Consider the following 24,896-nt stretch of genomic DNA (forward strand, 5'->3'; position numbering starts at 1 on the left):
GGCGCAAGATGCTAGGGTCCTGATCCTAGAGCGTCAGCTGCATGGTGCGGAAACCGCGCGCGTCTGCTGGCCTGTCCAGCAGGCTGAGCCTGTCGCAGGGCAGGGGGATGTCGGCGGTCGCCGGGCTGGCGGGGAAAAGGGCGCCGGTGCCGGGTTGTGCCAGAAAGCCCATGTTCGGGACGGGCGGCGTGGCGGGAATGCCGTCATTGGCGACGCAGTCGATCAGGATATCGGGCAGCCCCAAGAGCGACGTATAGACCACGTCCTGCGTCGGGATCGGCGACAGCCCGCCGCCGCCATGGGCGCGGTAGCTGGAGGTGGCGACCAGAAACAATGCGTCGTCGGCCAGTGGTGCGCCCTCATAGGTGATGTCGCGGACCCGCGCGGGGCGGGTCGGGTCGTCACCATCACGCGGTGGTGTCGTCAGGTCGATCCGGTAGCGCAGCCCGTGGAATTGGTCAAAGTGATAGGCAGGCACCGCAGGGTCGAGCAGCTTTTGACCCGGCAGCCCCGGTTTCAGCACGTTGTAGAACCGGCTGGCGTTTTCCAGCCAGTGACGGATTTGCCAGCCACGCCGCAGCACGCCGCAGATCGGGTTTTCAAAGGGGACAATGGCGGCCACGTGCCGCCGGGCCATGGGCCCCGGTTCCACGTCAATGTAATTGCCCGGGCCGCCATGCCCGCCTGCGCGATAGGGCGACGTCGTTGCCAAGAGCGGCAGATCGGCAAAGTCGGTCTTGGCCAGTGCGGTGCGCATATGAAGAAGCTGGGCAGCGGCCACAAGCGGGGCGGTGTCATCGCGCCCGATGGCCGCAAAATAGCTGGTCAGGCGGCGTGGCGTGTCACAAATCGTCTGGCCCAGATGCGCCAGTGTCTTGTCCTGATCGGCGGCCACGTCACGGGCGATGGCAGCGCTTGCCGGGGTGGCGGGCAGGGTCGGGAGATCCGCAAGTTCCCGCAGTTCACAGTGGTGCGTGTCGATCCGCCAGCCGGTGTCGGGATCAAGCAGCAGGTCAAGGTCGATCACCCCCAGCGCCTGCCCGTGGCTGGCGGCCATCACACCGGGCTTGCCATGCAGGGTGGCGGCATCCGTGTCGGCGTGGGCAAAGCCCGCGAAATCGGGGCCGGGAAAGCGGTCATGGGTATGCCCGGCCAGCACCACGTCGATACCCGGCAGCCCGGCCAGATGCAGGGCGGCATTTTCCATCCGCTGCTGATAGGGCGCGTCCGAGATGCCGGCGTGGCAAAGTGCCACCACCACATCGGCCCCCGCACGGCGCAGGGCGGGCAGGTGGCTGCGGGCCGCATCAAGGATGTCATCGGTCTGAATCGCGCCGCCCAGCGCGTGGGCATCCCAGTTCACCACTTGCGGCGTGACAAAGCCGATCACCCCGATCTTGAGTTGATGGGATTGCCCGTCAGAGCCTTGCACATCGCGGGTCAGCACGGTCCAGGGCGCGACAAGGTTGCGGGTGGGTGTGCGGCGCACATTGGCCGAGACGACAGGCATGGTGCAGTCCGAAAGCGCTTGCATCAAGAAGTCGAGGCCGTAGTCAAATTCATGGTTGCCCAGCGTGATCGCGTCATAGTCCAGCGTATTGAACGCCGCGATCATCGGGTGGACGGCGGCTGCACTGCCGTGGCGGGCGATGTGATCGGCCACCGGGTTGCCTTGCAGAAAGTCGCCATTGTCAAACAAGAGCGTTGCTGGCCCTTCGTCCCGCGCCGCCGCAATCAGCGGAGCAAGTTCGGTCAGGCCCTGCGCCGGGGCGGGGCCGTCAGCAAGATAATCATACCCCAAGAGGTGCATGTGCAGGTCGGTGGTTTGCAAAAGGCGCAGCTGAGCGGTGACCATGAGTATCCGAAAGGTGAAGGTAATTCAGAGTATGATGCTATTGCTGCGTGTCACAACCTTGGGGCGAAAGAAAGGCCAGACGTTGGTGAATTGCACATCACGTCACAGCGTGTCACCAAAGCCGCATGAAGCATGCAGAAACAGTCACATTTGGCAGCGGGCAATTGGACCGTGCCGCAAATTTACGCAACGATGCCAGTGCGCTGGCCCAGACCGCCGGGCAGATCATCCTGATGTGGCGCGGCAAGCCGATGCTGGTGGGCGACGCTTTGGTGCGGGTGGCCGCCGATCACCCGGTGATGGCCGATGCCCGCCCGGGCAAGATCCTGTTGGGCCGGGATGCAGGCACGCCCGTTTTTGCGGCTGATCTGTCGGATTGGGTGCCTGATGATCTGGATGAGGCCGTGTTACAGAACTTTGTCGATCCCAGCGCGCAGCATCACCCCGCGCTGCCCGAAAGCCACGCCTTTCTGGAATTGCGCAGCGTGATGACCCGGTTGAGCCGCGTTGACGCGGAATTGGCGGCCACGGCGCGGGCGCTGTTCGGCTGGCACCGCAGCCACCAGTTTTGCGCCGCGTGCGGGGCTGAAAGTGCCTTTGCCATGGGAGGCTGGCAGCGCAATTGCGCGGCTTGCGGGACGCATCACTTTCCGCGCACTGACCCGGTGGTGATCATGCTGATCACCCACGGCAACAGCGTGCTTGTCGGTCGCTCACCCGGTTGGCCCGCGGGGATGTTTTCGCTGCTGGCAGGCTTTGTCGAACCCGGCGAGACGCTGGAGGCTGCCGTGCGCCGTGAGGTGTTTGAGGAGAGTGGGATCACGGTGGGTGAGGTGAATTACCTGAGCAGTCAGCCTTGGCCGTTCCCGTCCAGCCTGATGTTTGGGTGCAGCGGCATTGCACTGGACGCCAAGATCACCATTGATCCCGCAGAAATTGATGATGCCCGCTGGATCACACGTGAGGAGATGGCGGATGTATTCGCCGGGCAACACCCAGAGATTTTGCCAGCCCGCAAGGGCTCTATTGCCCACTTTCTGCTGGAAAACTGGCTGGCGGACAGGCTGGATTAACCGCATATAAGCGAAGATGCCGCACACAAGCGGTGCGCCAGCAAAGGGCTGTATCATGAAATTCAGTGCACGCGAAGATATCGAAGCGCCGATGGACCATGTCTATCGCGCGATCACCGATTTTCCCGCGTTCGAACGCCAGGCGCTGCGGCGCGGTGCGGATGTGCGTCGCACAGATGTTAGCGGCGGTGCCACCGTGGGGGCCACCTGGGACGTAAAGTTCAGCTTTCGTGGCAAGGAACGCAACATGAAGGCGCTGCTTGCGCGGTTGGACGATCAGGGCTTGCAGCTTGATACGGTATCGTCAGGGATTGACGGGCAGACGGTGGTTGATCTGGTGCCGCTGTCACCGCGGCGCACGCGGTTGGCGGTGTCAATCGAGCTGAAGGCCAAGACGCTGTCGGCGCGGTTGCTGCTGCAATCGCTCAAGCTGGCCAAGGCCAGCCTGACCACACGTTTCAAGAAGCGGGTCGCCGATTTCGCCAGCGACGTCGAAGGACGTTACAAACCCGGTGCATAGCAAACGGCCACCACATCGCGATGTGATGGCCGCCTGCTGCAAGAAGGGTGCTGCCGCTTAGATTGGCAGCTTGCCTGTCATGCTTTCAAGCACACCATCCCGGCGCACCAGTTTGTGCCAGAGCGCGCCTGCGATATGGGCCACCAGCAAAAGCGGCATGGCCACCAATGCGACCTCGTGCAGGCCTAGCATTGCCACCAGGAACAGCCCGCCCAGTGCTGGCACCGAAACACCAAGAGCGATGCCGAGGCCGGACAGGATGATCCCAAAGACGGCGGCATAAAGTCCCATGTGGACCGTCTTGGATGCCACGTGTTCCCAGCGCGGCGCGCTGGCGGGCAGGCGGGTTGTCCCGGCCACGCCGCGGGTCCAAGCGTAGCGCGCCACGAAAAGCCCGCCGAGCAGCAGGGCATAGACCACCTCGAACTGCAGAAGGGCGGGGTCGGCCAATTGCCGGACGCTGTCGAGGCCCTTGAAATAGCCAAAGCCGATCAGCCCGGCAGAGAGCCAATGGATGCCCTTGGTGACAAAGCCGTGGGGGGTGGCGGGTTGGGTGGTCATGGCGGGATCCTTTGTTCTCTTGGGATCAGGCGGCGGACTGGGTGTCAGCCGTGGCCGGTTGCGCCAGTTTGACGAAGGGGGCCGCCAGCATGGCAAAGCCCACGGCAACCAGCGCAAAAAGCGCCAACGTGCCTGCAAAGACAAAGCCGAGGCCCAGCATCATCACACCGATGGTGAACAGGGCGGCGTGGGACACGGCGTTTTTGAGTTTGGTGATTTGGGTGGTCATGTTGTGGTCTCCGATATCATCTGTTGTGTGATGACACCGATATGGAGACCGGGTTTTACGGGCGCCTGACCCGAACCTTACAAATCTGCAAAGTCCAACGTGACGCGCAGGCCAGTGGGGTTGGCGGCCCCGAGATCGAGCCTGGCCCCGTGGCGTTCGGCCACAGCACGCACCAGCGCAAGCCCAAGGCCTGAGCCTTCGGTTGACCGGGCCGCATCAAGGCGGACCATGGGTTTGACGATCTCGGCATAGGCCTCGGGCGGCACGCCGGGGCCATTGTCCGAGAGGCCCAGCCGCAGGCCCCGCGCATGGAGTGTGATCGCATCACCGCCATGCACCAGCGCGTTTTGAATGAGGTTTGCCATCGCTTGCATCAGCATTTGCCGGTCGGCCTGCACGGTGGCGGCAGGGCCGACGTCAAGCGTCAGGGTTTTGCCGCCGTCTTCGATCACCGGGCCAAAGACCTCTGCCAGTTCCGCCGCGAGATCGGCCAGCGACACGGGTTCAAAGCCGTCGCTTCCTTGTGCCGCTTCGATCCGCGCGACGCGCATGATGGTGTCAAAGATCGCCGCAAGCTTGCCTGCTTCTTCAAGGGCTGCACCGCGCGCGTCGTCTTCGGGCAGCATTTCAAGCTGGGCGCGCAGACGGGCCAGCGGGGTACGCAGATCATGTGCGATGCTGGCACCAAGGTGGCGGGTCTGGGTGACCAGCCGTTCCAGCGCGCCAGCGGTCACGTCCAGCTGGCGGGCGATGTCGTCAAGGTCATCGCGGTTGCGCGCGTGGCCGGTGCGCGCGGTCAGATCGCCGGCGGCCAACTGCCCCAGCGTGTGGTTGATGCGGCGCAACCGGCGCTGCGCCAAAAGCCCGGTCCCCAGCCCCAACGCAAGGGCCAGCACGATCACCACTGCCGCGGTGGTCCACAGGATGCCAGCCAGCAATTCGCGGGTTTCTTCGCTTTCTTCCAGCGGGACCGCGACCATCACCGGGTTGCCGGTGCTGTCGGTGGCGACCAGCACGCGCCAGATGTCGGCGTTCAGAAAGTTGCGGTCGAGCGCGACGGTGCCACCGCCTTGCGCCACGGCACGACCAAACGGGCGCGGCAGGCCCCGCAGGTTTTCGGGCGCGCGCAGGATCATCGCGCGCGTATCAGACGTGGCCTGCGAAAGATCAGAGGTGGCGGCAAGTGCGGCAAGGGTGGTGTCGATCCGTCGTTCGATCGCCCCTTGCCCGACGGTCAGCGCCACAAAGACCGCCACCGCCATGCCAAGCGCAAAGATGCCCGACAACAGCAGCGACAGGCGCACCATCGAGGAACGCCAGAGCCAGCGGATATGACCCAGCAGCCTAGTCACCAAAGACATAGCCTTCGCCCCGGCGGGTGCGCAAAAGGGCCGCATCAAAGGGTTTGTCGATCTTGGCGCGCAACCGGCTGATGTGGGTTTCAACGACGCTGGTGGTGGGGTCAAAGCTCATGTCCCAGACCTGTTCCAGCAGCATGGTGCGGGTCACCAGCCGACCGGGGCGGCGCATGAAATATTCCAGCAATTTGAATTCCTTGGCCATCAAATCAATGGCCTGCCCCTGCCGGTCGCAGCGCCGCGCCAGAAGATCGAGCGTCAGATCGGCATAGCGCAGGGTGGTGGGGGCTGCATCCGCCCCGTCAGGGACATCGCGCCGCCGCCCCAGCGCGCTGACACGCGCAGAAAGTTCGGCAAAGGCGAAAGGTTTGGTCAGATAATCATCGCCGCCTGCCTCGAACCCTTCGACGCGGGCGTCAACCTCTCCCAATGCGGTCAGGAACAAGGCGGGCGTCTGGTCCTTGGAGGCGCGCAGGGATTTCAGCACCGCAAGGCCGTCAAGGCCGGGGACCATGCGGTCGAGGATCAACAGGTCAAAATCCTGCCCCATCGCGGCGATCAGGGCGTCCTTGCCATCGGCAAAGTGGTCCACCACGTGGCCCTCTTCTCGCAGGCCGCCTGCGATCCACGGGCCAAGCTGTGTGTCGTCTTCAAGAAGCAGAATCCGCATCTGGCGTTACACCCCCCAAGCGCGCGCAAAGGGGCCGCGCGGTGCGGCCCCCAGCAGAGCGGGACGTTTATGCGTCTTCGCTGTCGTCGTCATCATCGTCGTTGTCGCGATCATGGTCGCACCCATTGTCATCGCGGTCTGCCGCGACTTTGAGAACATCGCCGGTCTCTGCTGCGATCTCAACCTCGAACTCTTCCCCGTCGGCAGAGAGGATTTCGACCTCAAAGATTGATTGGCCGTCTTCGGTTTCCATTTCGACCTCTTGCACCTCGCCGGGGACTTCCATCAGGGCAATTTCGATCACCTCTGCTTCGGTCAGCCCGGTGGCGTCGGCCACGGATTGCGCCGAGACCATGCCGGCAAAGCCACCCGCCAGTACCAAGCCCGAAAGTGCGCCGCCTGCGATGAGTTTCGTGTTCATGTCGTTGTCTCCGTTTGTTGTGTGCAAGGCGGTGTTGCCTTGCGATGAGACAGAGATGGGGGTGCCAAATTACAAGCGCCTGAGGTGTGGATTACAAATCTGTAAGTTTCCGGAAGGTTGTCGGGGCCGATGCGCGGGGTTGGGCAAAAAACCTTTGACAGGGCTATGACATCGGTGTCATGACATCGGTGTCATTTTGGTGGATTGCGATTCTTTATTGCGATCTGCAGGCGCTGGGGGGACGGCATTTGGCCACAATTTACGATGTTGCACGGGTATCCGGGGTGTCGCCCAAGACGGTGAGCCGGGTCATCAACCGCGATGCGGCGGTCAAGGCATCCACCAAGGAAGCCGTGGAAAAGGCGATTGCCGAACTGGGCTATGTGCCGTCCACCGCTGCGCGGGCGATGCGGTCAAACAAATCCGGGTTGGTGGGGCTGATCACCGGCGCGATTTCATTGCGGCAACAGCATCAGGAAATTTCGGGCCTGCCGGATCTGTTGATCGTGCAGGGCATTCAGAAGGCGATTGAGGCCAGCGGTAAGACGCTGCTGATTGCCGACACCGGCGGGCGGCAGGAGCGGGTGCCGCAACTGATCCGCACCTTTGAGGAACACCGGGTCGAAGGGCTGATCTATGTGGCTGATTACCACCGGCAGATCACCTTGCCAGAGATTTCGCGGGACACGCGGATGATCCTTGCGAATTGTTATGACGACAAGGGCACGCCGTGTGTATTGCCTGACGACCGGCAGGGTCAGCGCCGCATTGTCGAGGCGCTGCTGGCCAAGGGGCACCGGCGGATTGCCTATCTGTCGTTGTCGGCCAGAATGGACGCCACGGTGCTGCGGACGCTTGGGTTTGAGGATGCGATGGCGGCGGCGGGTGTCGCGGTGGACCCCGCGCTGATGATCCCCTCTGACATTGATACCGATGACCCCGACGGAGAGGCGCAGCTGCTGTGGGATTCCATCGAGCGGGTGCTGTCGATGCCACAGCCGCCCACGGCGATCTGCTTTGGCAATGATCGGATGGCGATGCGTGCTTATGGCATTTTGCGGTCACGGGGGCTGACCTTGCCCGACGACATCTCGATCGTGGGATATGACAATTACCGGCTGATCACAGAGACGCTGTATCCGCCGCTGACCTCGGTTGATCTGCCGTATCACGCGATTGGTATTCGGGCCACGCAGCTGTTGCTGGGGGCCATTGACCGCAACGAGATGATGCCAACCGAGCCGGTGCTGGTCAGCGGGCAGGTGCATCACCGCCAGTCGGTCACACAGATTGCGACACCCATTACCCAACTTTCATCCATAGGGAGGACGACAACATGAAACTGAGAGCAACCTTGGCAGGTGCGCTGCTGGCATCCACGGGACTGGTCAGCGGGGCGGCGGCACAAACCGAGCTTTCGATGTGGTATCACGGCGCCGGTGGCGAAGTGGAAGGAGCGATCATTCGTCAGATCGTGGATGATTTTAACGCCAGTCAGGGCGACTATACTGTGACGCTCGAAAGCTTTCCGCAAGAAAGCTACAACGATTCCATCGTGGCTGCCGCATTGGCGGGCAATCTGCCGGACATCATTGATGTGGACGGGCCCGTGATGCCGAACTGGGCATGGGCAGGCTATATGCAGCCACTCGACATTGACGAAAGCCTGATCGCGGATTTCCTGCCGGGCACCAAGGGCATGTGGGACGGGCAGCTTTATTCGATTGGTCTTTGGGATGCAGCGGTCGCCCTTTACGCGCGCCAGTCGATGCTGGATGAGCTGGGCCTGCGCACGCCAACGCTGGACGCACCCTGGAGCGGAGAGGAGTTCATGGCGGCGCTGGATGCGGCCAAAGCCTCGGGGTCATGTGAATATGCGCTGGATCTGGGCATGGCCTGGACGGGCGAGTGGTATCCATACGCCTTTAGCCCGTTGTTGCAGTCCTTTGGCGGCGACATCGTGGATCGGTCCACCTATCAGACCGCAGAAGGCGCGCTGAACGGCGACGCTGCGCTGGAATTCGGTGACTGGTGGCAATCGCTGTTCACCGAAGGCTATGCGCCCGGCACCAGTCAAGACCCGGCGGATCGCGACACCGGTTTCATCGACGGCAAATACTGCTTTAGCTGGAACGGCAACTGGGCTGCGGTCGCCACGCTGGACGCAGGTGTGGACGACGTGGTGTTCCTGCCCGCGCCTGATTTCGGTGCCGGCAACACGATTGGCGCAGCATCCTGGCAGTTTGGTGTCGCGGCCTCGTCCGAGGCACCTGAAGGGGCCAATGCGTTCATCGAGTTTGCCTTGCAGGACAAGTATCTGGCGGCCTTTACCGATGGCATCGGCCTGATCCCATCGACGCCAACAGCCGCAGAGATGACCGAGACCTACAAGGAAGGTGGCCCGCTGAACGTCTTCTTTGAACTGAGCAATCAGCAGGCTTTGGTGCGGCCCGTCTCGCCCGGTTATGTGGTCGCGGCCAAGGTGTTTGAAAAGGCGCTGGCCGACATCGCCAATGGCGCTGACGTGGCTGATACGCTGGATGCAGCCGTTGACGAGATCAACACCGACATCGAGCGCAACGGCGGCTACGGGCACTGATCCTCCCGCGTGTGGGGGCGGCGCATCTGCCGCCCTTGCACCCCTTTCGTGAAGGAGCAAGACAATGGCATCCAAGCTGACCACATCAAATCGCGCGGGCTGGGCCTTTGCGCTGCCGGGCTTTGGCCTTTTGGCGTTGTTCATCGTGGTGCCCTTCTTTTTCGCCTTCTATCTGTCGCTGACCAATCAGCGGCTGATCTCGCCCAATCCGACGGAGTTCGTGGGGCTGGACAACTATCGCAACCTGCTAAGCATTTCGGTGCTGACGATTGAGCCCGAGCGGGACGACAATGGCGCGGTGATCCGCGATGCAGAGGGCAATGCGGAATACCCCCGCGTGCGAACCTTTACCCGCAACAACCCGGACTATCCGCAATATGCGGGCATGCGCGAGTGGTTCCGCTGGCACAGCGGCGATGACGCAAAGGTGGTGGTCGCCACCGATGTGGTGTTCTGGAAGTCGCTGCGCAACACTTTCATGTTCGTGCTGGTCGTCGCCCCCGTGCAGGGCGCGTTGGCGTTGGGGCTGGCGCTGCTGATCAACCAGCGCCTGCGCGGGATCAACATTTACCGCGCGATCTATTTCATGCCTGTCGTGGTTTCGATCGTCGTTGTCTCGCTCTTGTGGCGGTTCCTTTACGCCGAAGAGGGGCTGTTAAATTCGGTGCTGGGGGCGTTGAGTTTCGGGCTGTTTGACGGGCCTGACTGGCTGGGCAGCGAGGACACGGCGCTGGGTGCCATCAAGGCGATGTCAATCTGGCAGGCGGTCGGGTTTCACATGGTGATCTGGCTGTCGGGGCTGCAAACCATCAGCCCGACCCTGTACGAGGCGTCATCCATCGAAGGCGCCAGCAAATGGCAGACCTTCCGCTATGTCACTTGGCCGGGACTGCGCAACACAGCCGTTCTGGTACTGATCGTGATCACCATGCAGGCCTTTGCCCTGTTTGCGCAGATCGACGTGATGACCAATGGCGGTCCGCTCGACAGCACCACAACGGTGGTCTTTCAGGCGGTCGAACGGGGCTATGGCAAGCAAGACATCTCGGGCGGGTCGGCCATTTCGGTGATCCTGTTCTTGATCGTGCTGACCATCAGCCTGATCCAACGCTATCTGACGCGGGAGAGATAAAGCATGGCGACTGTCACATCCGACAACCATGGGCTGCGCCTGATCATGCGCTATGTCGTGCTGACCCTGATCGCGCTGATTTTCATCATGCCGCTGGTCTTTATGGTGATGTCGAGCCTGAAGCCCGATCTGCAATTGCTACGCGACACATCCAGCATGCGGGCATTTCTGCCGGTGGGCGATGTCAGCTTTGACAATTACACCGCCGCCTTTAACCGCGCGCCGGTGGCGACATTTATCTTTAACTCTGTCTTTGTGACGGGGCTGACAGTCTTGCTGTCGCTGCTGTTTTGTTCGCTGGCGGCGTTTTCCTTTGTCTTCCTGAGCTGGACCGGGCGCAATGTGCTGTTGTCGATTGTGCTGGCGACGCTGATTGTCCCGTTCGAGACCATCGCCATCCCGCTGCTGTTGCTGGTCAGTCAGATGCCGTGGATCGGGTTTGGCGGGTTCGAAACCGGGTGGCTGAACACCTATCGCGTGCAGATCATCCCGTGGATTGCCGACGGTCTGACGATTTTCCTGTTCGTGCAGTTCTTCAAGGATCTGCCGCGCGACTTGATCGAGGCGAGCCGGGTGGAAGGGGCCACGTGGTTCCAGATTTACCGCCGCGTGGTCATGCCGTTGGCGGGACCGGTGATTGCCACCGCCGCGATCCTGAAGTTTCTGGTGATGTATAACCAGTACCTGTGGCCGCTGATCGTGGTGCAGCAAGAAACCTATCGCCCGGTCATGGTCGGCCTTGGCTATTTTTTCCAACTGAACCCCGCCTGGGGCGAGATCATGGCCTATCTGACGGTGATCACCGTGCCGGTGCTGGGCTTTTATCTGGTTCTGCAGCGCGCCTTTATCGCGTCGATTGCATCAACCGGCGTGAAGGGCTGACCGATGGTGCTTGCGCTGAAAGATCACTTTGTCTGGGACAGCTGGTATGTGCATGACGGCACGCGGTGGCACGGCTATTTCCTGAAAGCGCCGCAGTCCATTGGTGACCCCGAGTTGCGGCATTTCAACGTCAGCTACGGCCATGCGGTCAGCGATGATCTGACCACGTGGACACATCTGGGCACCTGTTTTGAGCCCAGCACCGGGGATGGGTGGGACAATTACACCGTCTGGACCGGGTCGGTGGTGCGCGGGGATGATGACCTTTGGCATCTCTACTACACCGGCACCCACAAGGATGAGTTTGGCCTGCCGCAGCGTATTGGACACGCCACATCGACGGATTTGCACGATTGGCAGCGGGTTGGCGATGGCTTTGCCCTTGATCTGACCGGGCCGCATGCGCCGCTTTATGACGCGGATTTCGCAGACAGCATCTGGCACGACCGGGCGATGCGCGACCCTTGGGTGATGCGCGATCCGGACGGGGACGGCTGGCTGATGTATTTCACCGCGCGGGTCGCGGGCGAAGCAGAGGCGAACAACGGCGGCTGCATCGGTTTTGCCACCTCGTCCGACGGTTATGTCTGGACCTTGCAGCCGCCGGTATTTGCGGGCGGCTTCGGCCAGCTTGAGGTGCCGCAGGTGTTTGAGGTGCAGGGGCGCTGGTATTGCCTGTTCTGCACCTCGGCGGATCACTTTTCAGCCCATGAGGCGACACAGCGGCCACGGGTCACCGGCAGCCATTACCTGATCGGGGACAGCCCGCGCGGGCCTTGGCGGATCGCACCGGGCTTTCTGGATGGGGACATGCCCTGCCGACGCTATGCGTCGCGGATCTTGGACACCGACACGGGCCTTGTGATCCTTGGCTTTGCCGACCGGCCCGGCGGCGCTGAATTCGTGGGCCAGATCACCGACCCCGACCCGGTGCATGTGACCGAAGACGGGCATCTTGAAATCAAATCACACGTAAAAGCGGCGGAGTAAATCATGGCCAATGTCAAACTGCGCGATATTCGCAAGAGCTATGGCAAGGTCGAGGTCATCAAGGGCGTTGATATCGACATTGAAGACGGCGAGTTTGTTGTGTTCGTCGGCCCCTCGGGCTGCGGCAAATCCACATTGTTGCGGATGATCGCGGGGCTGGAGGATATCACCGGCGGCACGCTGGAAATCGACGGAACGCGGGTCAACGATCTTGAGCCGTCCAAGCGCGGGATTGCGATGGTGTTTCAGTCCTATGCGATTTTCCCGCATATGACGGTGCGCGAGAACGTGGCCTTTGGTCTGACGATCAACAAGGCGGGCAAGGCCGAGAAAGAGCAAAAGGTGGCAGAGGCCGCGCGGATTTTGCAGATGGAACATCTGCTGGACCGGCGTCCGTCAGAGCTGTCGGGGGGGCAGCGGCAGCGGGTTGCGATTGGCCGCGCGATTGTGCGTGATCCCAAGGTGTTCCTGTTTGATGAGCCGCTGTCCAACCTGGATGCCGCGCTGCGCATGGATATGCGGATGGAGATTGGCAAGCTGCATCAGGATCTGGGTGCCTCGATGATCTATGTGACCCACGATCAGGTCGAGGCGATGACACTGGCCGACAAGATCGTGGTGCTAAAGGATGGCAAGGTGATGCAGGTGGGTGCCCCGATGGAGCTGTACCACGAACCGGCGAACCTGTTTGTGGCAGGCTTTCTGGGTGCGCCGTCGATGAACTTTCTCAATGTCACGGTCGAGGCGGTGGGCGAGGCCACGGCGACGGTCAGCAACGCGTCGCTGGACCGGATCGAGGTGCCGCACAAGGGCCGTGCCCTGACCGTGGGGCAGACTGCCACGCTGGGCGTCCGGCCGCAGTATCTGCACCCCGTCGCAGAGGGCAGCGGCAAGTTGCACGGCAAGGTCATGCTGACCGAGCGTCTGGGCAGCGAGACGGTGATTGACGTGGCACTGGATGATGGCAGCAAGATCATCGCCGCCCTGTCCGAGGACAGCATTCAGGCCCCCGGCACGGTTGCCAATTTCGACTTTGACCCCAATCAGGCGCATCTGTTTCCAGAGACGCGATGACCAGACCTGTTGTGATCCTTGACCCCGGTTGGCGGCAGATGGACGAGCTGTTCGCGCCCAAGACCCTGCGCGCGATCTGCGACCAGTTTGAGGTGGTCTGGGGTAAGGATGGGGCGATCCCGCCCGATGTGCTGGACGTGGCATTGCAGGATGCAGAGGTGCTGATCGCGGCGATGCCGCAAGTTGATGAAGCTGTGCTGGCGCGCGCGCCCAAACTGCGCATGATCATCGAGGTTTCGGGGTCCTTTCCCGGCACGATCGACTATGCTGCCTGCTTTGCGCGCGGCGTCGAAGTTCTGAGCTGTGCGCCCGGTTTCCGGCAGTCGGTGGCAGAGATGGGGCTGGCGATGGCGCTGGCGGGCGCGCGCGGGCTGGTGACGGAACACGAAGCGTTTCGTGCGGGCCGGGAACGCTGGCTGGCCGACAACCCAGAGACGGATTTCACCCTGTTTGGGGCGACGATCGGCTTTATCGGGTTTGGGCAGATCGCACAGGAAATGGGGCGGCTGCTGGCACCGTTCCGGCCCAAACTGCTGGCCTATGATCCGTGGTTGCCAGAGGCGGTGGCGGAAGCGCATCACGTCACGTTGCTGCCGCTGGATGAAGTGCTGACCGCGTCACGCTGCCTGTTTGTCACGGCCATTCCCACGTCCGAGAATTACCACCTGCTGAACGCGGCACGGCTGGCACTGGTGCCCGATAACGCGCTGCTGGTCTTGCTGAGCCGGGCGCATCTGGTGGATTTCGATGCGCTGGGCGCGGTGCTGGATCAGGGCCGGTTGCGGGCCTGCATTGATGTCTTTCCCACCGAACCAGTGGACGCGGATGCGCCCCTGAGGCAGAGCCCCGGTGCGATCCTGTCGCCGCACCGTGCCGCCGCCGTCAAGGGCGGGCGGCAGTTGATCGGGGATATGATCCTGTCGGACCTACAGGCCAGCGCGGCGGGACGCGATGACCGGCAGTTGGCGCGCGCCAATGCCGCCACGATTGCAGCACTTGCCGGTGTCGGTGACGCCGAAAAGGTCGCCATGATCGCAGGCCAGCGCTAAGACATCACCGCTTGCCGCAGGCGCGCAACTGCTGGTCATAGAGCACGGCGCGGCTTTCAACCTCTCCGGCGATGCGAATGAGCCAGCTTTTGGATTTCCATGTGCCGCGCCGATACCCGGTGCGACCATCGTGATAGGCCAGATACTGGTTGCGGATGTCATGGATCGGGATGCCGTTTTCGGCGACGGTCTGCACCATGTACCAGCCCATAAAGTCGGTGGCATCGTTGATATTGTCCCGCTTCGCGCCGCGGTCGCCGGTTTCGGCCTTGTATTCGGCCCATGTGCCATCAAGCGCCTGTGAGTACCCCACCGCAGAGGATTGCCGCCCCAGCGGGATCACACCCAGCGCAAAGCGGTGCGGCGGGCGGTTGTTGGAGATGAATTTGCTTTCCTGATAGATCATCGCCATCAGGCCGGGCACAGGCACGCCGTACTTGCGTTCTACCCGTTTGAAGGCGCGCAGATATTCGGGCCGTTCGCTCACAATAGAGCAGGCGTTATCGAGGTTGCGGGGCGCAGACCCATAGCCACCGGAACATGAGCCCAGAAGCACCAAAAGGATCATTGCGCGAAAGAAACTGCTCATCTGCCTCTCGCTTATCTTTATATTTATTGCGGGGACTATAGCGCGAATTACAGCCCCTGTGAACGGTCAAAGGGCCTGCGTCAGATCACAAATGACAGGATAAGCGGTAATGTGATCACCGACAGCAGAGTTGAGACCACCACAAGCCCCGCGACGGGCTGCGCATCTGCGCCGTACTTTTCAGCGATCATATAGGATGTGACGGCCACGGGCGTGGCGACCTGCACGATCAGCACGGCGGCGGCCACGGCGGGCAGTGCGAACCAGAGGGCGGCAGCCCATGCGGCGGCCACGCAAAGGGCCACCTTGATCAGCGACAGAAAGATTGCCCGCCCGTAACCGCCGATTTCCAGCCGGGCCACGGCCACGCCGAGCGTGATCAGCATCAGCGGGATCGCCAGTTGCCCAATGAGATCAAGCGTGTTGGTCAGAAAAAGCGGTGTTTCCCAGCCCTGCCACAGAAACAGCGCACCCAAGAGCGTGGCAGCGACCATCGGTTCGCGCACCACGCGCAGAAGCGACCCGGCGCCCGCGACCAGCCAGATCCCAAAGGTGAATGACAGCACCGCCATCACCGCAAAGACGACCACCGCATAGCCCAACCCCGCCTCACCAAAGGCAAAGAGTGCCAGCGGCAGGCCAAGGTTGCCGGTATTGCCAAAGATCAGCGGGGCCAGATAGGTGCGCAGGTCCAGCCGCATCAGTTTGACGAGTGTAAAACAGGCCAGCGTGACAAGCGCATAGGCCACCAGGGTTGCCACGGACAGGTCAGCAAGGGCGGAAGGGTCGACATCTGTGCGCATCAGCGCCACGAAGATCAGGCAAGGCACCGCAATGGTCATTGCAAGGCGGGTCACGAACTGCAGACGGTATTCAAAACCCAGCTTGACCCAGACAAATCCAACTGTCGCCAAAAGGAAAACCGGGGCGGTGATATTCATCACTGTCAGTGCCAGGTTCACAGACTGTTTCCTTAAATTTAACGGTGTTACCGTAGACTCTGCCCCGTGCGCGGGCGTAGAAGGTCGTTGGGGGAACGTTAGTTATGTTCAAGACGCGTGCAAAATATCATCTGGGACAAGTTGTCCGCCACCGCAAGCATCCTTTTCGCGGTGTGGTGTTTGATGTGGATGCGATGTTTTCGAACACCGACGCCTGGTACGAGGCCATTCCAGAGGAATCGCGCCCCGACAAGGACCAACCGTTCTATCATTTGCTGGCTGAAAACGACCAAAGCTACTACGTGGCGTATGTGTCAGAGCAGAACCTTGTCGCTGATTACAGCGGCGAACCGGTGGAACACCCCGATCTGGATGATCTTTTTGGCCCGTTCGAGGATGGGCATTATCCGTTGCAGGTGCAGCTGAACTAAGCGCCAAGCCGGTCTGAAGAGCGGTCTACGGACGGTGTGACGCCTGATCTGCGGGGATGCCTACCGGTCTGAAGCCCGGCCTACGGGCGCGCGACGTTGTTGGCGCAGGATGTTTTCGATCTTTGATGCAGCATAGCACAGGGCGGGCCGCCGGTCATCCGCGTGGCCGGGGTCAGGCCCCGTCGCGCAGCACCATCACCGACTGATGGGCGTGGCGCACGATGCGCGCGGCATTGGCCCCCAGCAGGTAGTCGCCAAAGTCCGGCTGGTGCGCGCCCACAAGGATCAGATCGGCACCGACTGCGTCCGCCTGCGAGATCACGCTGTCGTAGACCCGCCCGGACAGCACATGGTCCTGCGCGGTGATGCCTTGCGCTGCGATAAGGCTGGCAAGCTCTGCCTTGGCGGCAGTCTGGCTGTCCGCCTCGAACGTGTCGTTCAGGAAAGACCCGACGATGGCCATGCCGACGTTGGGGATCACGGTCACCACATGCAGAGTGCAATCCCAACTGGCGGTGAGCGTGCTGGCAGCGGTCAGCAGCCGGGTTGCATCATCGCGCACAGACACGTCGACGGCGATCAATACGGTTTTGAACATGAGGTGTCCCCCTTAGAAGGCCGGTTGCGTGGCGCGTGGGCGCTGGATGAAGATGATCATCAAGAGCAGCAGCAAGGCCGGGATGAAGAAGATTTCCTTGGGCATCCGTTCATTTTCGACCTGGATGGCTTCGATCTGGGCGGGTTCATCGCCGTAGAAATCGTAGTCATTGGCAAGCTGATCGAAATAGGGCGTGCCGGGGAAGGGTTCATCCAGCGCAAGGATGTCACCGTCTTCAAAGACCGTCAGGCCCACCGCATCAAGGCGTTCCATAGCAGAGCCGTCTGCCTCTGGCGTGAGGGTCACGGTGGTATTGCCGACGAGGCCGGTATCAAAGTCCGGGGCCGAGATGCGCAGCCGTGCGGTGGCACCGGTTGGCAGCTCCTCTAGTGCTGTCAGCGCCGCAGGGCCGGTGGTTTCGGTGTATTTGTCCTGCCATTGATCGAGGAAGAAATCTGGGCGGAACAGCATGAAGACGATCAGCATCATCACGACCGCCTCCCACTTGCGGGTTTTGGCGATGAAGTAGCCTTGGGTCACGGCGGCAAAGACCAGCATCGCGATGAGCGAGATGAAGAAGACGAACACCGCCTTTCCGGGGCCTACGTCGATCAGCAACAGGTCTGTGTTGAAGATGAACATGAACGGCAGCAGGGCGGTGCGGATGTCATAGCTAAAGCCCACAACGCCGGTTTTGATCGGGTCACCGCGCGAAATTGCCGCCGCCGCATAGGCCGCAAGGCCCACGGGCGGCGTGTCATCTGCCAGAATCCCGAAGTAGAACACAAAGAGGTGCACGGCGATCAGCGGAACGATCAGGCCCGATTGCGCGCCGACGCTAACGATCACAGGGGCCATGAGCGATGACACAACGATGTAGTTGGCCGTGGTCGGCAGGCCCATGCCAAGGATCAGTGACAGCACGGCCACCAGAACCAGCAGGATGATCAGGTTGCCACCGGCGATGGTTTCAATCACCTGACCGATGATCTGGTGTGCGCCTGTCAGAGAAATCGTGCCGACGATGATGCCGGCGGCCCCGGTAGCGACACCAATCCCGATCATGTTGCGGGCACCACTTTCAAGGCCCGCCACGAAGTCGCGGAAGGCGGTGCCAAAGCTATTGCCGGTGGGCGAGGCGGCCAGATGGGCAAAGCCCTGACCGCGCATCATTTGCTTTAGCGGACGGTGTGTCAGCGCCACGATGATCATCACGATGGTTGCCCAGAAGGCTGACAGCGCAGGCGACAGGCGGTCCAGCGTGTCGGTGCGGACCATCAGGTTCCAGACCAGCACAAAGATCGGCAGGGCATAGTATGCGCCGCCGAGGAAGGTGGGGGTGAGGCGCGGTGCCTCTACCTCTGTCGCGTTGGGATCGTCGGGCACCACATCGGGAAAGCGCGAGGCGACAAAGAGGAGTACCAGATAGGCGACGCCCAGCAGCACCAGCGCGGGATATATCGTTGCACCGGGCATCATCGGTTCCAGCAGGGCGCGGAAGCCGATGACCAGGAAAGTGATTGCGGCCATCGCGAAGAATCCGGTCAGGAACAGGATCATAATCATCACGATGCCGATGTGGCGGCCGGGCTTTTTCAGGCCCTGCAGGCCGAGCTTCAGGCTTTCGAGGTGGACGATGTACAAGAGCGCGATGTAGGAAATCACCGCAGGCAGGAAGGCGTGTTTGACGACTTCGATGTAGGGGATGTTCACATATTCGACCATCAGGAAGGCCGCAGCGCCCATCACGGGCGGGGTCAACTGGCCGTTGGTGGACGAGGCCACTTCGACCGCGCCTGCCTTTTCAGGGCTAAAGCCGATCCGTTTCATCAGCGGGATGGTGAATGTGCCGGTGGTCACGGTGTTGGCGATGGATGAGCCAGAGATCATCCCGGTCATCATTGAGGACAGCACCGCCGCCTTGGCCGGGCCGCCACGCAGGGCACCCAGAAGGGCGATCGCGACCTTAATGAACCAATTGCCGCCGCCTGCCTTTTCCAAAAGCGCGCCGAACAGAACGAACAGGAAGATCATCGAGGTGGAGACACCCAAGGCCACGCCAAAGACGCCTTCGGTCTGCATCCAGTAGTGGCCCATCGCCTTGGAGAAGGACGATCCACCGTAGTTGGTGATGCTGCCGATCCATTCCGAGTAGCCGCCAAAGAAAGCTAGGGCGAGGAAGGCCGAGGCGATGATCACCAGCGGCAGGCCAAGTGAGCGGAAAACGGCGACCATCAGCACGCCCATGCCGATGCCCGACATCACGATATCGGTGGTGCTCCACAGGCCGGGGCGATCCGCGATCTGAAAGCGGAAGACCACCAGATAGAGACAGGCCGAGACCCCAAGGATCACCAGCGCCCAGTCATAAAGCGGGATGCGGTTGCGGTGGCCGAACATCGGAAAGGCCAGCGTGGCCAGCGCAATGGCAAAGGCGAGGTGCACAAAACGGGCCTGGGCCACGATATTGGCGAAAATGCTGATGCCGGTGGCCTGCGCCAGAACGCCGGGCACTTTGGAGGCGATATAAAGCTGGAAGATCGACCATGCGATGCAAAGTCCAAAGACCAGTTTGGTGGCAAATGGACCGGCGTTGCGGGCGCCGGTATCGGCCTCTGCCACCATGTCTTCTGCTGATTTCATCGCTGCGTCGGTCATTGCCGCGGCCCCCCATCCCTGAATTCTGTCGGAACCCGCACGCGGCCCGGTTCCGGTGTGATCGGGGCCAAGCATGTTGGCCCCGATCAGCTGACCCTGCATGCGCGGGGCCTATGCAATTGCGCCGGAGAGGTTCCCCATCTCCGGCGCAACAGGTCTGATTATTCCATCAGGCCCAGTTCTTTGTAGGCTCGTTCTGCACCGGGGTGCAGCGGCGCTGAGAGACCATCGCTGATCATCTGTGCCGCATCGAGGTTGGCAAATGCCGGGTGCAGGCCACGGAAGTCATCGAGGTTCGACAGCACCGCCTTGGCGACCACATAGGCCACATCGTCGGACACGTCGGCAGAGGTCACGAACGTCGCACCCACACCAAAGGTGGTGGTGTCACCGTCTGTGCCCGCGTACATCCCGCCGGGGATGGTGGCGACACGGTAGTAGGGGTTGTCCGCGACCAGCTGGTCAATCGGTTCGCCCACAACTGACACCAGTTTCACGTCACAGGTGGTTGTCGCTTCTTTGATCGCAGCGGCCGGGTGGCCGATGGTGTAGATCATTGCGTCGATGTTATCGTCGCAGATCTGCTTGGCCATCTCTGACCCTTTGTATTCGGTCGCGAGCGCAAAGCTGTCCATGCCCATGCCGAAAGCGTCCATGACGACTTCCATTGTGGCGCGCTGGCCGGAACCGGGGTTTCCGACGTTGACACGCTTGCCTGCCAGATCCTCGAAGCTTTCGATGCCGCTGTCAGCACGCACGATCAGCGTGAAGGGCTCTGGGTGGACAGAGAACATCGCGCGGACACCGGGGAATGCAGCATCGCCTTCGAACTTGGAGGTGCCGTTGTAGGCGTGGAATTGCCAGTCGGACTGAGCGACGCCAAATTCCAGCTCGCCTGCCTTGATGGTGTTGATGTTGTAGACCGAGCCACCGGTCGATTCCACAGCACAGCGAATGCCGTGATCCTTGCGGTCGCGGTTCACCAGACGGCAAATGGCACCACCAGTGGGGTAGTAGACGCCCGTGACGCCACCGGTGCCGATTGAGATAAACTGCTGGTCCTGCGCGGATGCAGCGCCACCAAGGGCCATCATGGCCGCGGCAAAGACGCCACCCATCATTTTCATATGTTTCATGAGGTTCTCCCTAAAACTCTCTCGTGGAGCGCCTGACCGGCGCAACCATCCAAAGAGCGTCTAACGAGATTGCCGGGATGTCACGGAAAAACTAATGTTTTTTTTGCCGGACCCAGTAGGCGTTGTTCTCGGTGCGGACCTGTTCGTAGGACTTGATTCGATCCATTGCCGCGCGTCCGCCGCGTTTCATCAAGAGCGCCAGCAAGAGTTCGACCACGGCCATCATGCCCGAATAGCAGCCAAAGTTGTGGCTGCTGATGACCGAGGCCACCAGCGTATGTTCGGCCTGAAATTCGGGCGAGACGACCTCTGAATCCGTGATGAGCAGGAGCTTTACACCCTTTTTGCGTGCAAAATCACAGGCCTCGATTGTTTCGCGCGAGTAAGGGGTGACGGTGATCGCAATCAGCACGTCGCCCGGGCCTGCGTCATTGAGATCGTCAATGGCGCTGTTGCGGTGGCGCGGGATCAACAGCAGCGACGGCAGGGCCATCCGGCCCACGTAGTGCAGGTAATAGGCCACCGCATAGCTGGACCGGATCGCCGTGACATAGACCGTGCGGGCCGACATCAGCATGTCGGCCACCTGTTCCATCTTGTCCAATTGCTGCCGTTCGAGCGAGTGCGACACCACCGACATCGCGTTTTGCGCCGCATCGGCATAGGTCGGACCAAGGTCGGACTGGTCCCGCACGTTTGCCAGCCAAAGCGGATCAGACCGGGTGTTGGTGCTGGACACAAGCGCCTGACGAAAGGGCTCGCGGAACGCCTCAAAACTTGGGAAGCCCAGCCTTTTCGCCATGTTTACAAGGGTATAGGTACTGACATGCGCCTTGCGCGCGGTTTCGCGGATGGAATCGAGCCCAAAGGCAGAGGGGTGATCGACCACGTATTTCGCCGCCGATTTCATCTGCGGTGAAAACGCAGGGATGCCCTGCATCAGCGCGGTGATGGTGTTGGTCTTGAGCGTCGGGTCCATGCGATTCGCCTTTGGTTCGAAAGAACATAACGGATGTTATTTTTAGCGGCGATTGACTTCGTTCGTAATGCTGGCCTTTGTGATTGGGCGGCATTTCGCCAAAAGGAGGCACCCCGTGGGAACCCCGTTTGAACTGATGGTCGCCCCAAATGGCGCGCGCCTGCAGAAGGCGGACCACCCGGGCGTGCCAATCACCCCGGCCGAGATGGCCGCGACGGCGGCCGCCTGTGCAGATGCAGGGGCCAGCGCGATCCATGTCCATGCGCGCGACGCGGCAGGCCGGCACACGCTGGATGCAGCGGCCTATGCCGAGGTTTTGGTGCAGATCAGGGCGCGGACCACGCTGCGCATGCAGGTGACGACCGAGGCGGCGGGGATCTATGACGTGGACGCACAGCGGCGCTGTCTGGCCGAAGTTGACGCCACGGACGCCAGCGTCGCCCTGCGGGAGATTGCGCGCGATCCGGCAGGGTTGCGCGCGACCTATGCAATGGCGGCGGGGCGCGGGATCGAAGTGCAGCATATCCTTTATGATACCGACGATCTGGCGCTGTTGCTGCGGTACTTTGACGAAGGCGTGATTGCTGAGGGGCAGCGCCGGGTGCTGTTTGTGCTGGGGCGTTATGCGCCAGGGCAGGTGTCCACGCCCGATGATCTGACGCCGTTCCTGCGGCAGATGGGGCAGGTGCCGCTGCGCTGGTCGGCTTGCGCCTTTGGCGCGCAGGAACAGGCCTGTTTGTTGGCCGCCTTGCAGGCCGGTGGGCATGCGCGGATCGGGTTTGAGAACAACCGCACAGCGCCGGATGGGCGCGTATTTCAAGATAACGCCGCATCGGTCGCGGCGTTTGTCACAGCGGCCGCAAAGGCCGGTTTCACACCGATGGAGGTGCCCGCATGAGCCATGTTTTCCCACGCCAGATCAAAGCCCCGCCGCCGACAGCCGTGGCGGCAGAGGGGTGCTATATCACCGACGCCAGCGGCAAACGCTATCTGGATGGGTCGGGGGGTGCGGCGGTGTCCTGTCTGGGCCATGGCGACGCAGAGGTGACAGCCGCGATCAAGGCGCAAGTGGACCAGTTGGCCTTTGCCCACACCGGGTTCTTCACCAGTGATCCGGCAGAGGCGCTGGCCGATCTGTTGATCGCCCATGCGCCCGGCGATCTGGACCGGGTCTATTTCGTGTCGGGGGGGTCCGAGGCGGTGGAGGCGGCGCTGAAGCTCGCGCGGCAGTACCATATTGAAAACGGCGAACCGGAGCGCCAGCGCATCATCGCAAGGCGGCAAAGCTACCACGGCAACACGCTGGGCGCGCTGGCCACGGGCGGCAATGTCTGGCGGCGGGCGCAATTTGCGCCGCTGCTGGTCGAGGTCAGCCATATTGCGCCTTGCTATGAATATGTGGAACGGGCGGACGGCGAGAGCGCAGAGGATTACGGCGCGCGGGCGGCACAAGAGCTGGAAGATGAAATCCTGCGGCTGGGGCCAGAAACGGTGATGGCCTTTGTGGCCGAGCCGGTGGTGGGGGCCACGATGGGGGCGGTGCCTGCAGTTGCGGGCTATTTCCGGCGCATCCGCGAAATCTGCGACCGCTATGGGGTCTTGCTGATCCTTGATGAGGTGATGTGCGGCATGGGACGGACCGGGCACCTGTTTGCCTGCGAGGCAGAGGGTGTCGCACCCGATATCCTGTGCATCGCCAAGGGGTTAGGGGCCGGATACCAGCCGATTGGCGCGATGCTGTGCACGGCCGCCATCTATGATGTCATCGGCAGGGGCAGCGGGTTTTTCCAGCATGGTCACACCTATCTGGGTCATCCGGTGGCCTGCGCGGCGGGGCTGGCGGTGGTGAATGCGATTTTGGAGCGTGACCTCTTGCGGGCGGTCAATCGCACCTCTGCCCAGTTGTTCACCGCCTTGCAGGACCGCTTTGGCCAGCACGCCCATGTGGGCGATATCCGCGGGCGGGGGCTGTTCATCGGGCTGGAGCTGGTCGCGGACCGGGCGACCAAAGCGCCGTTTGACCCCGCGCGCAAGCTGGCCGCATCGATCAAGGCGGCGGCGTTTGAGGCGGGGTTGATCTGTTACCCGATGAGCGGGACGCGCGACGGCAAACATGGCGATCACGTGCTGCTCGCCCCGCCGTTCATCTATTCAGAGGACCACGTGGCAGAGCTGGTCGACAAGCTGGATGCCGCCTTTGCGGTGATCTGATCAGCCGGGCAGACGGGTTAGCAGCCAGTCATGAAACGCGCGCGCAGCGGGCGTGTCGCTGGCCGAAAGGTAATACCCCTCTTGCGACGGGATCGTGCCGGGATGGGCGCGGGTCAACTGGCCGCTGTCCAGTGCGTGGGTTGCCAGCAGCGCGCTGACAAGTGCCACGCCGTTGCCAAGTGCGGCCATGTGCAGGGCCATGCCAAAACTGTCGGCAAAAAGTGCGGGGTCTGGCACGGGGTTGATTTTTTGCCCCCATGCGGCCCAGCCGGTGGAGGTGCCGACAGCCTCGATCAGCGGCAGCGTGCTGAGGTCGCCGGAGAGGCCGGGGGCCTTGAGCGCGATCAAGTGGTTCGGTGTCAAAAGCCGGGCATCACGGCCCACCTGTTTTTGACTGCCAAAGCGAATTTCCACGTCCGCACGGGCGGTGTGAAAGTCATCGGGCCAGACGGCGGACAGAAAGCGGATTTTCAGCGCCGGGTGTGCGGCTGTGAAGTTTTGCAAGTGCGGCGCGATCACCCATTGCGCGACGCTGACCGAACTGGCGACGGTCAGCGTATCGGCAGCGGGGCCTGCGTCAAAGCCCTTGGTCGCGGCCTGCAACTGGCCCAGTGCCGCCTCGACCTGCGGCAAAAGACGGCGGCCATCGTCGGTCAGCGACAGCCCCCGCGCGCGACGGGTAAACAGCGGCACCCGCAGCCGGGTTTCCAGTGCTTTGACCTGCTGGCTGACGGCGGATTGGGTCATGCCAATTTCTGCCGCCGCAGCGGTGAAGCTGAGGTGGCGGCCTGCCGCCTCGAACGCGCGGAACCATGTGAGCGGCGGCAGGGATTTCGCCATGGACAAGTCACCTATTAGCTTTGCTAATACCTAAGCCCAAAGAACATTCGTTTGTCAAAGCGGGGGCGCGCGCGGATCATCTGCCGACTGACAGGAAAGC

The 24,896-nt window shown here is 61.9% G+C and carries 25 protein-coding genes; 12 read left to right on the plus strand and 13 right to left on the minus strand.

Going from position 1 to position 24,896, the window contains the following annotated elements:
- Positions 1-25: 25 nt before the first annotated feature.
- On the minus strand, positions 26-1,855 hold the full coding sequence (locus AB3Y40_RS00650; RefSeq protein ID WP_369436876.1) for a 5'-nucleotidase C-terminal domain-containing protein: 1,830 nt from the start codon (positions 1,853-1,855) through the stop codon (positions 26-28).
- A gap of 125 nt (positions 1,856-1,980) precedes the next feature.
- On the opposite strand from AB3Y40_RS00650, the gene nudC reads away from it, so the two are divergent.
- Both nudC and AB3Y40_RS00660 read left to right on the plus strand, forming a co-directional pair.
- The gene (gene nudC / locus AB3Y40_RS00655; protein WP_369436877.1) at positions 1,981-2,928 is read left to right on the plus strand and encodes an NAD(+) diphosphatase; all 948 of its coding nucleotides are present in this window, start codon (positions 1,981-1,983) and stop codon (positions 2,926-2,928) included.
- A 55-nt stretch (positions 2,929-2,983) separates the two neighbouring features.
- Positions 2,984-3,448, plus strand: a complete 465-nt coding sequence (locus AB3Y40_RS00660) for an SRPBCC family protein (protein ID WP_369436878.1) — start codon at positions 2,984-2,986, stop codon at positions 3,446-3,448.
- Positions 3,449-3,505: 57 nt separating this feature from the next.
- Here AB3Y40_RS00660 and AB3Y40_RS00665 read toward each other — a convergent pair whose 3' ends face one another.
- From AB3Y40_RS00665 to AB3Y40_RS00685, 5 genes are all read right to left on the minus strand, one after another.
- Positions 3,506-4,009 carry a cytochrome b gene (locus AB3Y40_RS00665; protein WP_369436879.1) on the minus strand — a complete coding sequence of 168 codons (504 nt, stop codon included), beginning with the start codon at positions 4,007-4,009 and terminating at the stop codon, positions 3,506-3,508.
- A gap of 25 nt (positions 4,010-4,034) precedes the next feature.
- Positions 4,035-4,238: a hypothetical protein gene (locus tag AB3Y40_RS00670; protein ID WP_369436880.1), complete on the minus strand. Its 204-nt coding sequence runs from the start codon at positions 4,236-4,238 to the stop codon at positions 4,035-4,037.
- Positions 4,239-4,315: 77 nt separating this feature from the next.
- Positions 4,316-5,590, minus strand: coding sequence for a sensor histidine kinase (locus AB3Y40_RS00675; protein ID WP_369436881.1), 1,275 nt, complete (start codon positions 5,588-5,590; stop codon positions 4,316-4,318).
- Positions 5,583-6,266 (minus strand): winged helix-turn-helix domain-containing protein, encoded by a 684-nt coding sequence (locus AB3Y40_RS00680; protein WP_369436882.1) that lies wholly within the window; start codon positions 6,264-6,266, stop codon positions 5,583-5,585. The genes AB3Y40_RS00675 and AB3Y40_RS00680 overlap by 8 nt, the downstream gene beginning before the upstream one ends.
- Positions 6,267-6,333: 67 nt before the next feature.
- A complete protein-coding gene (locus AB3Y40_RS00685) occupies positions 6,334-6,687 on the minus strand; it encodes a PepSY domain-containing protein (protein WP_369436883.1) in 354 nt (117 codons plus the stop codon).
- Between the two features lie 179 nt (positions 6,688-6,866).
- Between AB3Y40_RS00685 and AB3Y40_RS00690 the strand changes: the two genes are divergently transcribed.
- The 7 genes from AB3Y40_RS00690 to AB3Y40_RS00720 all read left to right on the plus strand — a co-directional run bounded on the left by AB3Y40_RS00690 (position 6,867) and on the right by AB3Y40_RS00720 (position 14,413).
- Positions 6,867-8,027: a LacI family DNA-binding transcriptional regulator gene (locus AB3Y40_RS00690; RefSeq protein WP_369436884.1), complete on the plus strand. Its 1,161-nt coding sequence runs from the start codon at positions 6,867-6,869 to the stop codon at positions 8,025-8,027.
- Positions 8,024-9,286: an ABC transporter substrate-binding protein gene (locus AB3Y40_RS00695; protein WP_369436885.1), complete on the plus strand. Its 1,263-nt coding sequence runs from the start codon at positions 8,024-8,026 to the stop codon at positions 9,284-9,286. Before AB3Y40_RS00690 ends, AB3Y40_RS00695 begins: the two co-directional genes overlap by 4 nt.
- Positions 9,287-9,350: 64 nt before the next feature.
- On the plus strand, positions 9,351-10,418 hold the full coding sequence (locus AB3Y40_RS00700; protein ID WP_369436886.1) for a carbohydrate ABC transporter permease: 1,068 nt from the start codon (positions 9,351-9,353) through the stop codon (positions 10,416-10,418).
- Between the two features lie 3 nt (positions 10,419-10,421).
- The gene (locus tag AB3Y40_RS00705; RefSeq protein WP_369436887.1) at positions 10,422-11,300 is read left to right on the plus strand and encodes a carbohydrate ABC transporter permease; all 879 of its coding nucleotides are present in this window, start codon (positions 10,422-10,424) and stop codon (positions 11,298-11,300) included.
- Between the two features lie 3 nt (positions 11,301-11,303).
- On the plus strand, positions 11,304-12,290 hold the full coding sequence (locus tag AB3Y40_RS00710) for a glycoside hydrolase family protein (RefSeq protein WP_369436888.1): 987 nt from the start codon (positions 11,304-11,306) through the stop codon (positions 12,288-12,290).
- A 3-nt stretch (positions 12,291-12,293) separates the two neighbouring features.
- A complete protein-coding gene (locus tag AB3Y40_RS00715) occupies positions 12,294-13,364 on the plus strand; it encodes an ABC transporter ATP-binding protein (RefSeq protein WP_369436889.1) in 1,071 nt (356 codons plus the stop codon).
- Complete coding sequence (locus AB3Y40_RS00720) at positions 13,361-14,413, plus strand: NAD(P)-dependent oxidoreductase (RefSeq protein WP_369436890.1); 1,053 nt, start codon at positions 13,361-13,363, stop codon at positions 14,411-14,413. Before AB3Y40_RS00715 ends, AB3Y40_RS00720 begins: the two co-directional genes overlap by 4 nt.
- Positions 14,414-14,417: 4 nt before the next feature.
- Here AB3Y40_RS00720 and AB3Y40_RS00725 read toward each other — a convergent pair whose 3' ends face one another.
- Complete coding sequence (locus AB3Y40_RS00725) at positions 14,418-15,002, minus strand: transglycosylase SLT domain-containing protein (protein ID WP_369436891.1); 585 nt, start codon at positions 15,000-15,002, stop codon at positions 14,418-14,420.
- 80 nt (positions 15,003-15,082) lie between these two features.
- A complete protein-coding gene (locus AB3Y40_RS00730) occupies positions 15,083-15,964 on the minus strand; it encodes an AEC family transporter (RefSeq protein ID WP_369436892.1) in 882 nt (293 codons plus the stop codon).
- Positions 15,965-16,047: 83 nt separating this feature from the next.
- On the opposite strand from AB3Y40_RS00730, the gene hspQ reads away from it, so the two are divergent.
- Positions 16,048-16,374, plus strand: coding sequence for a heat shock protein HspQ (hspQ, locus tag AB3Y40_RS00735; protein ID WP_369436893.1), 327 nt, complete (start codon positions 16,048-16,050; stop codon positions 16,372-16,374).
- Positions 16,375-16,546: 172 nt separating this feature from the next.
- Here hspQ and AB3Y40_RS00740 read toward each other — a convergent pair whose 3' ends face one another.
- From AB3Y40_RS00740 to AB3Y40_RS00755, 4 genes are all read right to left on the minus strand, one after another.
- Entirely contained in the window at positions 16,547-16,972 is a 426-nt protein-coding gene (locus AB3Y40_RS00740) for a universal stress protein (protein WP_369436894.1), read from the minus strand.
- Positions 16,973-16,984: 12 nt separating this feature from the next.
- Entirely contained in the window at positions 16,985-19,630 is a 2,646-nt protein-coding gene (locus AB3Y40_RS00745; protein WP_369439573.1) for a TRAP transporter permease, read from the minus strand.
- Positions 19,631-19,791: 161 nt separating this feature from the next.
- Positions 19,792-20,757 carry a TAXI family TRAP transporter solute-binding subunit gene (locus AB3Y40_RS00750; protein WP_369439574.1) on the minus strand — a complete coding sequence of 322 codons (966 nt, stop codon included), beginning with the start codon at positions 20,755-20,757 and terminating at the stop codon, positions 19,792-19,794.
- Positions 20,758-20,857: 100 nt separating this feature from the next.
- On the minus strand, positions 20,858-21,745 hold the full coding sequence (locus AB3Y40_RS00755; RefSeq protein ID WP_369436895.1) for a MurR/RpiR family transcriptional regulator: 888 nt from the start codon (positions 21,743-21,745) through the stop codon (positions 20,858-20,860).
- Between the two features lie 115 nt (positions 21,746-21,860).
- Here AB3Y40_RS00755 and AB3Y40_RS00760 point away from each other — a divergent pair, with 115 nt between their 5' ends.
- A complete protein-coding gene (locus tag AB3Y40_RS00760; protein WP_369436896.1) occupies positions 21,861-22,643 on the plus strand; it encodes a 3-keto-5-aminohexanoate cleavage protein in 783 nt (260 codons plus the stop codon).
- The gene (locus tag AB3Y40_RS00765; protein ID WP_369436897.1) at positions 22,640-23,956 is read left to right on the plus strand and encodes an aspartate aminotransferase family protein; all 1,317 of its coding nucleotides are present in this window, start codon (positions 22,640-22,642) and stop codon (positions 23,954-23,956) included. Before AB3Y40_RS00760 ends, AB3Y40_RS00765 begins: the two co-directional genes overlap by 4 nt.
- Here the strand turns inward: AB3Y40_RS00765 and AB3Y40_RS00770 are convergent, their stop codons facing one another.
- Positions 23,957-24,796, minus strand: coding sequence for a LysR family transcriptional regulator (locus tag AB3Y40_RS00770; RefSeq protein ID WP_369436898.1), 840 nt, complete (start codon positions 24,794-24,796; stop codon positions 23,957-23,959).
- Positions 24,797-24,896 lie beyond the last annotated feature (100 nt).

It is taken from the genome of Yoonia sp. R2331, from assembly GCF_041103235.1.
Lineage (GTDB): Bacteria > Pseudomonadota > Alphaproteobacteria > Rhodobacterales > Rhodobacteraceae > CANMYO01.